This window comes from Streptomyces sp. NPDC006294 (assembly GCF_042870895.1).
In the GTDB taxonomy this organism is placed as follows: Bacteria; Actinomycetota; Actinomycetes; order Streptomycetales; family Streptomycetaceae; genus Streptomyces.
Genome location: NZ_JBIAHV010000012.1, coordinates 238,706 through 251,695, shown reverse-complemented (window position 1 = coordinate 251,695; position 12,990 = coordinate 238,706). Strand labels below are relative to the sequence as shown.

The 12,990-nt window shown below is 74.0% G+C and carries 12 protein-coding genes; 5 read left to right on the top strand and 7 right to left on the bottom strand.

Going from position 1 to position 12,990, the window contains the following annotated elements:
* Window positions 1–83: 83 nt before the first annotated feature.
* The 3 genes from ACFYOP_RS22945 (at window position 84) to ACFYOP_RS22935 (ending at window position 5,746) form a co-directional block, all read left to right on the top strand.
* Complete coding sequence (locus ACFYOP_RS22945; RefSeq protein WP_356893001.1) at window positions 84–2,231, top strand: SpoIIE family protein phosphatase; 2,148 nt, start codon at window positions 84–86, stop codon at window positions 2,229–2,231.
* Between the two features lie 97 nt (window positions 2,232–2,328).
* Window positions 2,329–3,057: a glucose 1-dehydrogenase gene (locus ACFYOP_RS22940; RefSeq protein WP_356893003.1), complete on the top strand. Its 729-nt coding sequence runs from the start codon at window positions 2,329–2,331 to the stop codon at window positions 3,055–3,057.
* Window positions 3,058–3,529: 472 nt separating this feature from the next.
* The gene (locus tag ACFYOP_RS22935) at window positions 3,530–5,746 is read left to right on the top strand and encodes a catalase (RefSeq protein WP_356893005.1); all 2,217 of its coding nucleotides are present in this window, start codon (window positions 3,530–3,532) and stop codon (window positions 5,744–5,746) included.
* Window positions 5,747–5,776: 30 nt separating this feature from the next.
* Here ACFYOP_RS22935 and ACFYOP_RS22930 read toward each other — a convergent pair whose 3' ends face one another.
* Window positions 5,777–6,487, bottom strand: a complete 711-nt coding sequence (locus tag ACFYOP_RS22930) for a class E sortase (RefSeq protein WP_356893007.1) — start codon at window positions 6,485–6,487, stop codon at window positions 5,777–5,779.
* Between the two features lie 155 nt (window positions 6,488–6,642).
* Here ACFYOP_RS22930 and ACFYOP_RS22925 point away from each other — a divergent pair, with 155 nt between their 5' ends.
* Window positions 6,643–7,122 carry a helix-turn-helix transcriptional regulator gene (locus ACFYOP_RS22925; RefSeq protein ID WP_356893009.1) on the top strand — a complete coding sequence of 160 codons (480 nt, stop codon included), beginning with the start codon at window positions 6,643–6,645 and terminating at the stop codon, window positions 7,120–7,122.
* Between the two features lie 56 nt (window positions 7,123–7,178).
* Complete coding sequence (locus ACFYOP_RS22920; RefSeq protein ID WP_356893011.1) at window positions 7,179–7,628, top strand: VOC family protein; 450 nt, start codon at window positions 7,179–7,181, stop codon at window positions 7,626–7,628.
* Window positions 7,629–7,686: 58 nt separating this feature from the next.
* Here the strand turns inward: ACFYOP_RS22920 and ACFYOP_RS22915 are convergent, their stop codons facing one another.
* From ACFYOP_RS22915 to ACFYOP_RS22890, 6 genes are all read right to left on the bottom strand, one after another.
* Complete coding sequence (locus ACFYOP_RS22915) at window positions 7,687–8,841, bottom strand: aromatic acid exporter family protein (RefSeq protein WP_356893013.1); 1,155 nt, start codon at window positions 8,839–8,841, stop codon at window positions 7,687–7,689.
* 133 nt (window positions 8,842–8,974) lie between these two features.
* Window positions 8,975–10,039 (bottom strand): serine hydrolase domain-containing protein, encoded by a 1,065-nt coding sequence (locus ACFYOP_RS22910; protein WP_356893015.1) that lies wholly within the window; start codon window positions 10,037–10,039, stop codon window positions 8,975–8,977.
* The gene (locus ACFYOP_RS22905; RefSeq protein ID WP_356893017.1) at window positions 10,036–10,956 is read right to left on the bottom strand and encodes a DUF6895 family protein; all 921 of its coding nucleotides are present in this window, start codon (window positions 10,954–10,956) and stop codon (window positions 10,036–10,038) included. The genes ACFYOP_RS22910 and ACFYOP_RS22905 overlap by 4 nt, the downstream gene beginning before the upstream one ends.
* Entirely contained in the window at window positions 10,953–11,930 is a 978-nt protein-coding gene (locus ACFYOP_RS22900) for a DUF6895 family protein (RefSeq protein WP_356893019.1), read from the bottom strand. Before ACFYOP_RS22900 ends, ACFYOP_RS22905 begins: the two co-directional genes overlap by 4 nt.
* Window positions 11,927–12,622 (bottom strand): hypothetical protein, encoded by a 696-nt coding sequence (locus ACFYOP_RS22895; RefSeq protein WP_356893021.1) that lies wholly within the window; start codon window positions 12,620–12,622, stop codon window positions 11,927–11,929. Before ACFYOP_RS22895 ends, ACFYOP_RS22900 begins: the two co-directional genes overlap by 4 nt.
* A 12-nt stretch (window positions 12,623–12,634) precedes the next feature.
* Entirely contained in the window at window positions 12,635–12,820 is a 186-nt protein-coding gene (locus ACFYOP_RS22890) for a hypothetical protein (RefSeq protein ID WP_356893023.1), read from the bottom strand.
* Between the last annotated feature and the right edge of the window lie 170 nt (window positions 12,821–12,990).

The following is a 12,990-nucleotide window of genomic DNA, read 5'->3' as shown; positions in this document are numbered from 1 at the left end:
GGGCGCCTACGGCGGCGGTATGGGCGTAATGTCCATAAAGGGTGAAAACGCAACCGCCCGTCCGGGCCGCGGAGGAACAGGCCATGGCAGCACCCGAGGAGGAAGACGCCGACGGAGAGGACGTCCAACGGCTGCTGTCCGGGATGCTGCGCGAAACCGGCGCCTACGGCGGTGGGGTCTACGTCCTCGTTCCCGGCGACGACCAGGTGCTGTCCGCCGTCGTCCTCGTCGGAGTCCCGTCCAGCCTGGCCATGCCGTGGGCCAGAGTCGGCGTATCGGCCTCCGGGCCGCTCGCCCAGGCGGTCCGCGAGAGGCGCCTGGTCTGGGTGGGGGCCGAAGGCGAGCTGGCACGCCGCTACCCGCGCATCGGACTCGCCCTGCCCTACTCGTTCGCGCTCGCCGCAGCCCCCGTGACCGCCGAGGACCGTGTCCTCGGCGGTGTCGTACTCCTCTGGGCCGGCTCGCAGCCCATGGAGATCGAACCGGCCCGGAAAGAGGCGATCGAGCGGACGTGCCGCCGCATCGGAGCAACGCTGCGCCGGGCGTCGGACGAGGGCCGGCCCGTCCTGCCGGCACCGGAGAACCTGCTGATGCCGGTGCCACGCGGCCGCGAGGTGACACGGTCCCAGGCACTGGCCGCGGTGGACTACGCCGAGCGCCTGCCCGACGGCTGCTGCGCGCTCGACCTCGACGGCAGGATCACCTTCGTCACCACCCGGGGCGCGGAGCTGGTCGGCAGCGACATCGACTCCATGATGGGCGCACGCCCCTGGGAACTGCTGCCCTGGCTGGACGACCCCGTGTTCGAGGACCGCTACCGCTCGGCCGTCATGAGCCGCCGCCCCACCTCGTTCACCGCCCGGACCCCGGACGGTCGGTGGCTGGCGTTCGAGCTCTATCCCGACGCGCGCGGCATCAGCGTCCGCATCGCACGCTCCCGCCTCAGCGAAGGCGCCGGCGAACCGCGGCTCGCCCGCGAGGCCGGAGCGCCCGCCGCGGCGGAGACGGCTCCGGCCTCCGCGGCCCCCCGGATCGGTGTCCTCTACCAGCTCGCCCACCTCTCCGCCGCGCTCACGGAGGCGCTCAGCGTCCCCGACGTGATCAAACTCGTCGTCGACCAGATCGCCCCCAGCTTCGGCGCCCACGCCGTCGCCCTGTTCAGCACCCACGCCGGGAAACTGCGCCTGCGCGGCCATCACGGCTACGGCCCCCACGAGGCGGAAGAGCTCAGCGCCGTGCCGCTGACGCCCGACAATCCGAGCGGCCGCGCGGTGATCACCGGAGAGCCGGCCTTCTTCGGCTCCCGCGACGCGCTGGACGAGGCGTTCCCGGACACGGCCGGCGACCACGGCGGGCACGCCTGGGCGTTCCTCCCGCTGGTCGCCGCCGGCCGCCCGATGGGCTGCTGCGTCCTCGCCTACGAGAGCCCGCAGAGCTTCACCCACGACGAACGGGCCCTGCTGACCGCCTTCGCGGGCCTGGTCGCCCAGGCCCTGGACCGGGGCCATCTCTACGACACCAAGAGCGGCCTCGCCCGCAGCCTCCAGGCCAGCCTGCTCCCGCAGGAGCTCCCGGTGCTGACGGGCCTTCAGGCCACCGCCCGCTATCTGCCCGCCACCCGCGGCATGGACATCGGAGGCGACTTCTACGACCTGATCCGCCTCGACGACACCACCGCCGCGGCCGTCATCGGCGACGTCCAGGGGCACAGCGTCACCGCGGCGGCCCTGATGGGCCAGGTCCGCACCGCGGTGCGGGCGCACGCCCTCGCCGGGGCCGCCCCCGACGACGTCCTCGCCGGCGCCAACCGCGTGCTCGCGGACCTGAATCCGGGACTCTTCGCCAGCTGCCTCTACGTCCAGATCGACCTCGCCCGCGGCGGCGCCTGCCTGGCCACCGCCGGCCACCTCCCGCCGCTGCTGCGCGGGCCGGACGGCAGCGCCGCGCCCGTGGACATGCCGCCCGGTCTGCTGCTCGGCATCGAACCGGGCTCCGACTACCGGTCGGTCGAATGCGCCCTGCCGCCCGGCGCGGTCCTCGCCCTGTTCACCGACGGGCTGGTGGAACGGCCCGGCGCCGACATCGGCGCCGCGATCGACGACCTCGCCCGCTCCCTGGCCGCCGGTCCCCAGGACCTCGAAACCCTGGCCGACCGCCTGGTGGAACGTGCCGCTCCCTCCGGCGACCGGACAGACGACACCGCCCTGTTCCTGCTGCGCGCCATGCCCTGAAGCAGGCGCCCGGCGGCCGCGCACTACAGTGCGAGCGCCATCAGTCCACCGGCGCGCGTGACCCTCCGCCCGCGCCTTCGTCCGACCGGAGCCCTCCTTGCGCCAGCCCCTCACCATCGTCACCGGCGGCAGCCGCGGCATCGGCGCCGCGATCTGCGCCCGACTCGCAGCCGAGGGCCACGACGTGGTGGTCGGCTACCGCTCCGACACCGAGGCCGCGCACGACGTCGCCAAGGCCGTCCGCACGGCGGGCCGCGGGTCCCTCGCCGTCCAGGTCGACACCGCCGACGAGGCGGCCGTCGACCGCCTCTTCGACAGCGCCGCCGAACTCGGCGCCGTCACCGGCCTGGTGAACAACGCCGGGATCAGCGGCCCCAACGGCCGCCTCGCCGACGCCGACGCCGACGGGATGCGCCGCGCCCTCGACGTGAACGTCTGGGGATACCTGCTCTGCGCCCGCCGCGCGGTCCGCGACATGACCCGCTCCGGCGGCGGCGCGATCGTCAACGTCTCCTCCGCGGCGGCCACCCTCGGCAGCCCCGGCCAGTACGTCCACTACGCCGCCACCAAGGCCGCCGTCGACGCCATGACCACCGGGCTGTCCAAGGAGGTCGCCGCCGACGGCATCCGCGTCAACTGCGTGGCGCCGGGCACCGTCTGCACCGGTTTCCACGAGGACCCCGAGCGGCCGGCGAAGGTCGCCGCCGCCGTCCCCATGGGCCGGGCAGGCAGGCCGCAGGAGATCGCCGGCGCGGTCGCCTGGCTGCTCTCCGACGACGCGTCGTACACGACGGGGGCCGTCCTGCGCGTCGCGGGCGGCATCTAGGACCTCTCGTTCGGATCTTGCCGGGCTCGCGGGGTCTGGCACCGCGCCTTACTGCGGTGTCGTCAGTCGCCGACTCCCCCGTAGCCCTTCGGGCACGGGAGGTGCCCCCTCCGCGTGGACTCTCGCCCCGCCTTTGGTGGGGCCCCCTCGGCCCTGGCGGGCCGGGGGAGACCCCATGCCTCGGCCCTGGCGGGCCGGGGGAGACCCCATGCCTCGGCCCTGGCGGGCCGGGGGAGACCCCATGCACCAGACCCCGCTCACTGATCCGGCCTGATCCAAACGGAAGACGCTAACCGCGGGCGGCCCGCGGCGCCGTTCCGGCAGCACCCACCGCGGTCCGGAACACCCCCGCTTGGCCCACCTGGATGGGGGTACTCAGGCTGCTCCGTGCCGCTCGCGGCAGAAGAATCGGCCGGGTATGCCCGACGGCGGTCACCCTCCGGCGTCCGGCACCCGACATCGTGGAGGACGCATGAACCGGAAGGACTCCCCGCCCCGGAACGGCATCCCGGGCGGGCCCTCGCCAGAGCCGCCCACCGTCGAAGAGCCGACCGAGCCCCGACAGCCCCTCCCGGCCAAGCCGGACCAGACCGGTCCCGCGACCGTCAGCCCGACGGGCCAGGAGACCGGGGCGGAGCAGGCGGACCTGGCCCAGGGCGGCGCCTACCTCACCACCGCGCAGGGCGCCCGGCTCCCCGACACAGACCATTCGCTGAAGGCCGGCAGCCGAGGGCCCGTCCTGCTGCAGGACCACCATCTGCGCGAGAAGATCACCCACTTCGACCACGAGCGCATCCCCGAGCGGGTCGTCCACGCCCGCGGCGCCGCGGCGCACGGCGTCTTCCAGGGGTACGGCACGGCCGCCGAGGTCACCAAGGCGGCGTTCCTGGCCAAGGACGTCGAGACGCCGGTCTTCGTCCGCTTCTCGACGGTGCTCGGATCGCGGGGCTCCGCCGACACGGTGCGCGACACCCGCGGATTCGCCACGAAGTTCTACACCAGCGAGGGCACGTTCGACCTCGTCGGCAACAACATCCCGGTGTTCTTCATCCAGGACGCCATCAAGTTTCCCGACATCATCCACGCCGGAAAACCGCACCCGGACCGGGAGATCCCGCAGGCGCAGAGCGCCCACGACACGTTCTGGGACTTCGTCACCCTGCACACGGAGGCCACCCACCACACGCTGTGGAACATGTCCGACCGCGGTATCCCCCGCTCCTTCCGCATGATGGAGGGGTTCGGCGTCCACACCTTCCGGCTGGTCAACGCCGCGGGAGCGACGACGCTGGTGAAGTTCCACTGGAAGCCGAAGCTGGGCGTGCATTCCATGGTCTGGGAGGAGGCCCAGATCACCGGCGGCATGGACCCCGACTTCCACCGCAGGGACCTCGCCGACGCGATCGAGGCCGGTGCCCACCCGCAGTGGGAGCTGGGCATCCAGACCTTCCCCGACAACCCGGAGCAGACCTTCGAGGGCATCGACCTCCTCGACCCGACGAACATCGTCCCCGAGGAGCTGGCGCCGGTGCGGCCGATCGGCCTGCTCACCCTGAACGCCAACCCGTCGAACTTCTTCGCGGAGACCGAGCAGGTGGCCTTCCACCCCGGCCACCTCGTCCCCGGCATCGACATCACGGACGACCCCCTGCTGTCCGGCCGGCTCTTCTCGTACCTCGACACCCAGATCACCCGGCTCGGCGGCCCGAACTTCGCGCAGATCCCCGTCAACCGCACCCACGCACCCGTCAACGACATGCTGCGCGACGGCATGCACCAGACCGCCGTGCACCGGGGCGTGGCGCCCTACCGGCCCAACTCGCTCGACGGCGGCTGCCCCTTCCAGGCCGGGGCCGACCTGGGCGCCTACATCGAGGTGCCCCACGAGGTGCCGGCCGCGAAGAAGGTCCGCGAGGCGCCGGAGACGTTCGCCGACCACTTCAGCCAGCCCCGCCGGTTCTGGCTCAGCATGACCCCCGTGGAGCGGCAGCACATCATCGCCGCCTACTCGTTCGAGCTGGGCAAGTGCTACGAGCAGGCCGTCAAGGAACGCGGCCTGCGGGTCCTCGCCAACATCGACCCGGAGCTGTGCGCCGGCGTCGCCACCGCCCTCGGCCTGCCCGCTCCCGAGCCGTCGGAGCCCCTCGCCATGGTCGAACCGAGCCCGGCGCTGTCCCAGATCGGGCAGACCTGGCCCCTGGACGGCCGGATCATCGGCATCGTCGCCGACGCCGGCTGCGACCTCGACGGGGTCCGCTTCGTGCGGCAGGCGGTGTTCGACGCGGGCATGGTGCCACTGGTCGTCGCGCCGTCCGGCGGGACGCTGGGCGACGGCGGGGAGCCGGTGACCGTGCAGCGCACCTTCGCCACCGCCCGCTCGATCGAGTTCGACGCCGTCCTGCTCGCCGGCGCCCCCGGCCCGGCGGCGGACGCCGCGGGCGCGCTCGACGCGAAGGCCGGCGACCCGGCGGCGGACGGCGGAACCGACCCGCGGGTGCTGCTGATGCTGTCGGAGGCGTACCGCCACGGGAAGGCCATCGGCGGGTGGGCGGGCGCCGAGAGCGTCCTCACGGCGGCGGGTGTGCCCACGGACGCGCCCGGCGTGGTGACCGGTGACAGCGGTGACGACACGCTCGCCGGGATCACCCGGCTGCTGGGCAGCCACCGCGTCTGGGAGCGGTTCGCCTGACGCCCGACCCGCACCGCGTCTCTGCCGCGTCTACCGGCGGGACACCTCACGGAGCACACCGATCTTGTCGATGCGGTGCTCCGGATTGCCCTTGTCGTCCCGCCAGAAGTTGCCTGCCGCGTCGTCCTCCGGCGTCGCGCAGGTGGAGACGGTGATCATCGCCTTGGTGGGCCGCTCGCCGGGGGAGCCGGGCACCGCGGCCCGCTGCTCGGCGAGCGAGCGCTCCGAACGGAACGACGTCTGCCGGGTCTCGGTGATCACGTACTCGTAGACAGTGCCGCCCGCGCGGACGAACACCGACTCGCCCTTCTCCAGCGACGGCAGGTCGCGCAGGGGGCCGCCCGCGGACAGCCGGTGTGCGGTGACCAGGTAGTTGCCGACCTCGCCGGGGCCGACGCCGCCGTTCTCCCCGTACGGGCCGGCGGCCACGCCGCGGTTCTGGATGCGGGTGCCGGGCCAGTCGTCGGTCGTGCCCTCGTACGGGACGACCCGCAGGTCGTCGAGGCCGATGGCCGGTACGGACAGGGTCGCCGTCTCGGGCCGCGGCTCGGGCGTCGGCGTGGGGGTGGGCGTGGGCGCGGCGCTCGGCGGGGGAGCGGCGGCGGTCTGCGCCGGGGCGGAGGCCGGCGCCGGGGCGGCGGACGAGCCGGGCCCGTCGTCGGCGGCAGCGCCGCCGCAGCCGACGACGAGCGCGGCCACCACGCCCGCGAGGGCGGCGGGAGCGATACGGGAAGAGATCATCAGCAGCCGGACTCCGTAGCCGGGGACGGTCGGGCCGAAACGCGGACGGGCCACGACCCTTTCAGGGCGAAAACAGCACAATCCGAGCAGATGTTCCCCGCCGGGTCAACGCCCGTCCCGCCTGTCCGGTCCCGCTGTCAGCACCCCGTGCCAGCATGGGCCGGGTGACCGACCAGGCCCATCTCCGACAGTTGCGGCTGGCCAAGGACGCGATGGACCGCGACGGGGCCGGCCCGCTGGACCTCGAGGCGACCGCCGCCCACGCCGGATACTCCCGGTACCACTTCGTCCGCGCCTTCAAGGCCGTGTACGGGCAGACCCCCGGCCAGTACCTGTCCCGCCGCCGGGTCGAACGGGCCGAGGAGATGCTGCGCTCCGCCGATCTCTCGGTCACCGAGATCTGCACGCTCGTCGGCTTCAGCAGCCTCGGGACCTTCTCCGCCCGCTCCAAGAAGCAGACGGGCCTCTCCCCGAGCGAGTACCGCGCCGCGCACGTCGGCCGCGGCGCCGCCCTCATCCCCGGCTGCTACGCGATGTTCTGGGGCGGAGGCTTCCCCCCGCCGGGCGGCCGCCCACAGCGGAGCGACCCACGGCACGGCGATCCGGAACACCGCAATTCTGGAGAAGCGGGCTGACACGGCCGCTGCCTACCGTGGCAGCACCGCGAAGAACACCGTCCGAGGAGCAGGAAATGATCAAGGGCCTCGCCATTTCCACCGTCTGGGTGCTGGACCAGGACCGCGCCAAGGAGTTCTACACCGAGAAGCTCGGCCTCGAAGTGCGTACGGACATGACGATGGGCGAGGGAGGCATGCGCTGGCTGACCGTCGGGGCCAAGGACCAGCCCGACGTCGAGCTGACCCTGATGGTGCCGGGCACCCCGGCCATGGACCCTGAGTCGGCCGAGGCGATGCGCACCCTCGTCGCCAAGGGCGTCCTCGGCGCGGGCGTCCTCGCCACCGACGACATCCACGGCGACTACGGGAAGCTCAAGGCGCGCGGCGTGGAGTTCCTCCAGGAGCCGCAGGAACGGCCCTACGGGACGGAGGCCGTCTTCCGCGACGACTCGGGGAACTGGTTCTCCTTCACCCAGCGGCGCGAGCAGGCCGACCTCGACCTCGACAAGGACTGGGCCTGCTGACCGGGCCCGCTGAAAGCGGCAGGCCCGGCCCGCGCGGGCGCGTCGCCCTGCGGGCCGTTCAGCGCGTCCGGACGGCCGGTTCCGGCCCGGTCTCCAGGGCGTACAGCAGCTGCTGGGTCTGCGCGGCGATCCCGCCCACCGCGGTCGCCGTCTCGTGGTCGTGGTCCGGGAGGCGTTCCTTGAGACGCCGGTGCGCCTCCCAGGCCCGCCGCAGCGTCTCCCTCCGATCCTCCTGGGCCTTCCCGGCTTCGCCGGCCGGCGGCGGAGAGGCCAGCGCGGCGCGGTCGGCCTCGCACGCGTCCGCGGCGGCCCGCAGCAGGTCGGTCAGGAGGCCCAGCGCCCCGTCCGGCGGCGCGGCGAGCCTGCGCGACTCCCCGGCCGTGTCCATCAGGGTGGCCGTGAGCGACTCCAGACGGTCGGCGATCCCGTTCCAGTAGGTGTCCCAGTGGTCCGGCGGAGGGGGCGCGCAGCGCCGCAGCCGGTGGCCGGGATTGAAGCGGTAGCTCTCCCGCGTCCAGCCGCGTGCGTTGTCCAGGCCCCGCACGGCGCCGCACAGCCGCTGGGCTCCCTCGTGCCACTGGCCGGCGCTGGTCCGGTCGTAGCCGTCCTCCACGTCGTCGGCCACGGTCCTCAGTAGCTTGGCGCTGTCACGGCCGAGTCCGTCCAGGTTCTCCCGTACGTCGCGGAGGTGGACCGGGGGCAGGACGAGGGCGTTCACGGCGATGCCGATCACCGCGCCGACGAACGCCTCGAACAGGCGGTGCGCGATCGCGGTCGTCGAGAAGGAGCTGTAGGCCAGCACGAAGATGGCCGTCGTCGGCGCGTAGATGCCCTGGTCCCCGAAGCGGGAGTAGTTCCCCAGCAGAACGGCCGGCGGCAGCGCCAGCGCCATCGCCGCCATCGAGTTCCCCGTCAGCGTCGCGGCCCCCGCGGCGAGCAGGGTGCCGAGGCAGATGAGGGTCATCTGCTGCGCCCCGGCACGCAGCGACCGGTAAACGGTGCTCTGCACCAGGACCACGGCCGTCCAGGGCGCCATCAGCGCCATCGGCGCCTTCCACCACCAGCCGACCAGCGCCCACGCGAGGACGGCCGCCCCGGCGGCCTTGAGCGACTGGACCGCCAGGTCCCGTTCCGTCCCGGGCTCCGTCAGGGCGCGGCGCACGGACGTCCACACCCGCGCGCACTCCCACGTCACCCACCGCTGCGCCTGCACGGTCAGCTCCGCTCCCTCCCTGTGGCCGCGGCCGCGGGCGGCCCCCGCGCCACCGGTCACGGAACGTGTAACCGCAGGTCGTCCGCCGAATCCTCCGGCTTCCCCCTGCGGCCTCTGGCCAGGAGGCGCGCGGTCAGGCCGTCTCGCAGAGAAGCCGGTAGGCGGTCGTGACGAGCGCGTCGTGCCGGTGGTAGCGGCTGGTGGACAGCGCGGTGAGCGCGGTGCCGGTGTCCGGGCGGAAGCCGAGGAACGCCTGCTGGCCGCTGGTCGCCCCGGAGTGGAAGTACATCTCCCCGTGCTCCGCCGGATGCCGGAACCAGGTCAGCGTGTGCTCATGCCGGTGGCCGAGCCCGCGCCGCAGCACCGGACGCGCCACCGCCCGCAGCGCGTCCGCCGGCGGCAGCGCGCCGGGGCGCAGATGCGCTTCGAGGAAGGTCAGCAGGTCGTGCGGCGTGGCCCGTACCGCGCCCGCGGCCTGGAAGCCGCCGATGAGGAGCGGCGGTACGGGTGTCGCGCCGTCCGCCCGGTGACCGGTCGCGTCGCGGTCCGGGCCGGCCGGGGCGAGGGCGGTGTCCGCCAGCCCGAGCGGGGCGAGGACCTCCCGTGTCAGGAGCTCCTCCCACGGTGTGGCCGTGGCGGCGGCCAGGGTGTGCCCGAGCACGGCGACACCGAAGTTGGAGTAGCGCCACCGGGTTCCCGGCCGGTGCCGGGGCCGGCTGTCGAGGAAGGCCCGGACGACCCGCTCGGCCGGATATCCGGCGTACGGGTTGGTGGACCACCGGGGCAGCGCCTGGCGGCGGAAGCCGGGCGGCAGCGGCGGGAGTCCGGAGGTGTGGGTGATCAGGTGCGTGAGCGCGATGTCGCCGGGGCCGCTCCCGCGCCCGTCGGCGAGGTGCGCCGCGGCCGGATCGGAGCCGGACACCCGGCCGTCGAGCATCAGCCGGGCGAGCAGCAGGCCGGTGAACGTCTTCGACGCCGACCCGATCTCGTAGCGCAGCAGCTCGCGTGGGACCTGCCCGGGCGGCCGGGTGCCGCCGCCGAGCACGGTCCGGCGGCTGCCTCGCGAGAGCGCGAAGACGACGTCCGGGGCGTCGACCGCGCGGACGGCCTCCCGCAGCCGCGCTTCCACGGCGTCGTCGTCGCCGGCCGCCGGGGGGTCCGCTGCCACCGCCGTACGAGCGGTGTCGTGCGCCGTCATACGGAAGCACCCGCCAGCCGGGCCAGGGCACGCGAGGTGGCCAGCACCGAGGCGAAGGCGGCGACCAGCGTCGGGTGGTACACGACGTCGAACACGTCCTCCGGGTCGCCCTGCGGCATTCCGGCGACCGCGGGCATCGCCCCGTCCGGCTGCTGGGCCGCGGCGAACCCCTCCCAGGCCCGTTCGTCGAGGGTGGGGTCCGGCAGGCAGGCGTCGACGACGAGCAGTTCCCCGAGCAGGTCCCAGCGTTCGAGGTCGAGCCAGTCGTCCAGCCAGACCGGCAGCCAGACGTCGAGGTAGTCGGCGACGTCCTGCGGCAGGCCCCCCGGATTCTCGCCCCAGTCGGTGAGGTGGAAGACGGTGTGCGTGATGTCGTAGCCGATGTGCGCGTCGACCGTCCAGGGCTCCGGCCTGCCGCCGAGCCAGGTGCGGCCCAGCGCCTCGTCCTCCGCCATGGTGGCGGGCAGGCCCAGCCGGCGTTCGAACGCCGACAGGCCGAGCCGCCGTACGGGCAGCACCTCGCGCGCCGCCCAGCTGCGCAGCCCGTGCTGGAGCCGGGCGACCCGTTCCATCTCGGGCTGCGAGTAGCCCAGTTCCCGGAACGGCACGTACACCTCGAGGGGGATGGGCGAGCTCGGCTCGATGCGCTGGCCGTGCGCCAGCAGCCGGCCGCCGTCCAGGGCCTCGCGCCAGGCGTGGTCGACCAGGCGGCGGGCCAGCTCCGACTGCCGGGAGCCGGAGACCCCTTCACGGAACAGCACCTTGCAGATCAGGGCCAGTTCACCGATCGGCTTGAAGCGTTCGAGGAAGCCCACTTCCGGGTCGACGTCCCGTTCGAGCCGGAAGCCGTCGCGGTGGGCGTACAGCCACTCGATGGCTCCCTCGCCGACCGCGTGGACCAGGCGGGTACTCGTCATGCCGGCGCTCCTTGCGGGGTGCCGCCGTGGCGGCTGCCGAGGGTCAGGGCGGCGGCGAACGCCGCCATCAGCGTGGAGTGGTAGCAGTTGGCGAAGTCGCGTGGGACGTGCCTGCCCGGGCGCCCGGGGCCGATCTCGGGCAGCGCGCCCGACGGGTCCTGGGCGGCGGCCAGTGCCGCCCAGGCGGGCTCGGTGGCCTCCGGCGGCGGGAGGTCGGGCAGGCCGGCGGCGACCGCGAGGAGTTCGCAGCTCAGGTCCCACTGCTCGTCCTCCAGGCAGGTGTCGAGCCAGGGCGGCAGCCAGGTGTGCAGATAGTCCGCGAGCCGAGGGGGGACACCGTGCACGTCGAGTCCCCAGTCGGTGAGGTGGAAGACGACATGGGTGAGGGCGTAGCCCGCGGCGCGTTCGAACGACCACGGCTCCGGCAGCCCGCCGAGCCAGGTGCGCTCCAGTGCGGAGGCCATCGGCTCGTGGGGCGTGAGGCCGCCGCGCCGCTCGGAGTTGAGGATGCCGAGCCGCCGGTTCGGCTCCTGCTCGGTGAGCCGCCAGCCGCGGGTACGGGAGACGGCCCGGGCGAACTCCTCGACCCCGGCGTGCCGCAGCCCGCCGGAGGCGAACGCGGCATAGACCTCCAGGGGGTACGTCGCCCAGGGTTCGAGCCGCTGGAGGTCGAGGAGGAGGACCCCCTCGCGGGTCTGCCGCCAGGCGAAGTCCAGCAGGTCGCCGGCGCACTCGTGGAGGGTGTCCCCGGGCGGCGTCCGCCCGCGGACGCTGACGCACACCTGGGCGAGTTCGCCGAGGGGTTTCCACGAGCGGTTCACCCGGCCGCCCGGCGCGAGGGCGTCGTCCGCGAGCCGGAAGGAGTCGCGGTGGTCCGAGACCCAGCGGAGCGCCGCCTCGGCGACCGGCCGGACCCGGTCCGGGCCGGCCGCCACCCCGGCGGCAGCGGCCGCTGGTTCCGCTCCGGCCGTCACACCCGTGCTCCGGCCATCAGCTGTGCCGCCCGCACGTGCAGCACCACGCGGGGGTCGCCACCGGCCATGTGCTCCACGAACTCCAGCCCGGCGCCGAGGCCGAGACTGTCCGGCACCCCGTCGAGCACGGCCAGCCAGCGCCCCGCTCCTGCGGCCTGCAGCCAGTCGCGGCGCCGTACCGCGCGCACGAACCCGCGGGCCACGTCGACCGGCCGCCTCCGGGCCGCCGCGGCGACCCCGCACGTCGTGCCGGGCACGCACAGGGCGCCCAGGACGGCGAGTTGGTGCGTGAGCAGCTGCCAGGGCGCGCCGTCCAGCCACGCGGTGTCCGGCTCGTACGCCTGCGCCGGGTCGACGACCGCCGAAGTGCCCTGGTCCAGCAGGGTGGTTGTCATCGCCCAGTGGCTCCACACCGAGGTGGGGGCGGCGTCCGGGCCGGGCGGGAAGGTGACCACCGCCTTCTCCAGCGCGGCGAGGTCCTCCGTGGCGGGCGGCCGGCCGGCCATGACGGCCGGCAGCAGCACGTCCGCTCCGAGGACGCGAACCGCCGCGAGGGACAGGCCTTCGTCCCCCGGTGCTCCGGCCGCACGGCAGACCGCTTCGCCGTGGTCTCCGCTGCTGAGAGCGGAGACCACCTGCAAAGCGAGTTCCTGCACGGCGCCCGTCAGCGGGGACGTGTCAGGACGCTCCATTGCGCTGTCCCGTCAGCGCTTCTTCGGGCGCGGAGTGGGCGGCGCGAGCAGCAGCTCGTGGCTGCCGCCCGACAGCGCCAGCGCGGCGCATTCGCGGGTGTCGCGGTAGAAGCCCTCTGCTTCCACCGGGTTGAGGGCTGCTTCGACGTCGGTCTCCAGGACCTTGGCGTCCTGGACCTCAGGCTTCGTGAAAGACATGCCACCATCCCCTTACGGGAGGAACGTGCAGTTGCCCTTCCAGTGGAGCGCAGCCGGAGGAGCCGCGCAAATGGCATGAAATGGACACGAGTCGTCCAGATTTCAACCGCCGGACGCCAGTTGGCGCCGCCTGCAGCGCCACCCGCCACCCGGCGGGACGCGGCGGCCCG

What these genes read in the sequence shown, in the direction of transcription:
- ACFYOP_RS22895 (WP_356893021.1), bottom strand. Translation starts at nt 12,622, where the DNA reads ATGGAGCGTCCTGACACGTCCCCGCTGACGGGCGCCGTGCAGGAACTC.
- ACFYOP_RS22925 (WP_356893009.1), top strand. Translation starts at nt 6,643, where the DNA reads ATGGGCCGGGTGACCGACCAGGCCCATCTCCGACAGTTGCGGCTGGCC.
- ACFYOP_RS22905 (WP_356893017.1), bottom strand. Translation starts at nt 10,956, where the DNA reads ATGACGAGTACCCGCCTGGTCCACGCGGTCGGCGAGGGAGCCATCGAG.
- ACFYOP_RS22935 (WP_356893005.1), top strand. Translation starts at nt 3,530, where the DNA reads ATGAACCGGAAGGACTCCCCGCCCCGGAACGGCATCCCGGGCGGGCCC.
- ACFYOP_RS22945 (WP_356893001.1), top strand. Translation starts at nt 84, where the DNA reads ATGGCAGCACCCGAGGAGGAAGACGCCGACGGAGAGGACGTCCAACGG.
- ACFYOP_RS22920 (WP_356893011.1), top strand. Translation starts at nt 7,179, where the DNA reads ATGATCAAGGGCCTCGCCATTTCCACCGTCTGGGTGCTGGACCAGGAC.
- ACFYOP_RS22910 (WP_356893015.1), bottom strand. Translation starts at nt 10,039, where the DNA reads ATGACGGCGCACGACACCGCTCGTACGGCGGTGGCAGCGGACCCCCCG.
- ACFYOP_RS22930 (WP_356893007.1), bottom strand. Translation starts at nt 6,487, where the DNA reads ATGATCTCTTCCCGTATCGCTCCCGCCGCCCTCGCGGGCGTGGTGGCC.
- ACFYOP_RS22890 (WP_356893023.1), bottom strand. Translation starts at nt 12,820, where the DNA reads ATGTCTTTCACGAAGCCTGAGGTCCAGGACGCCAAGGTCCTGGAGACC.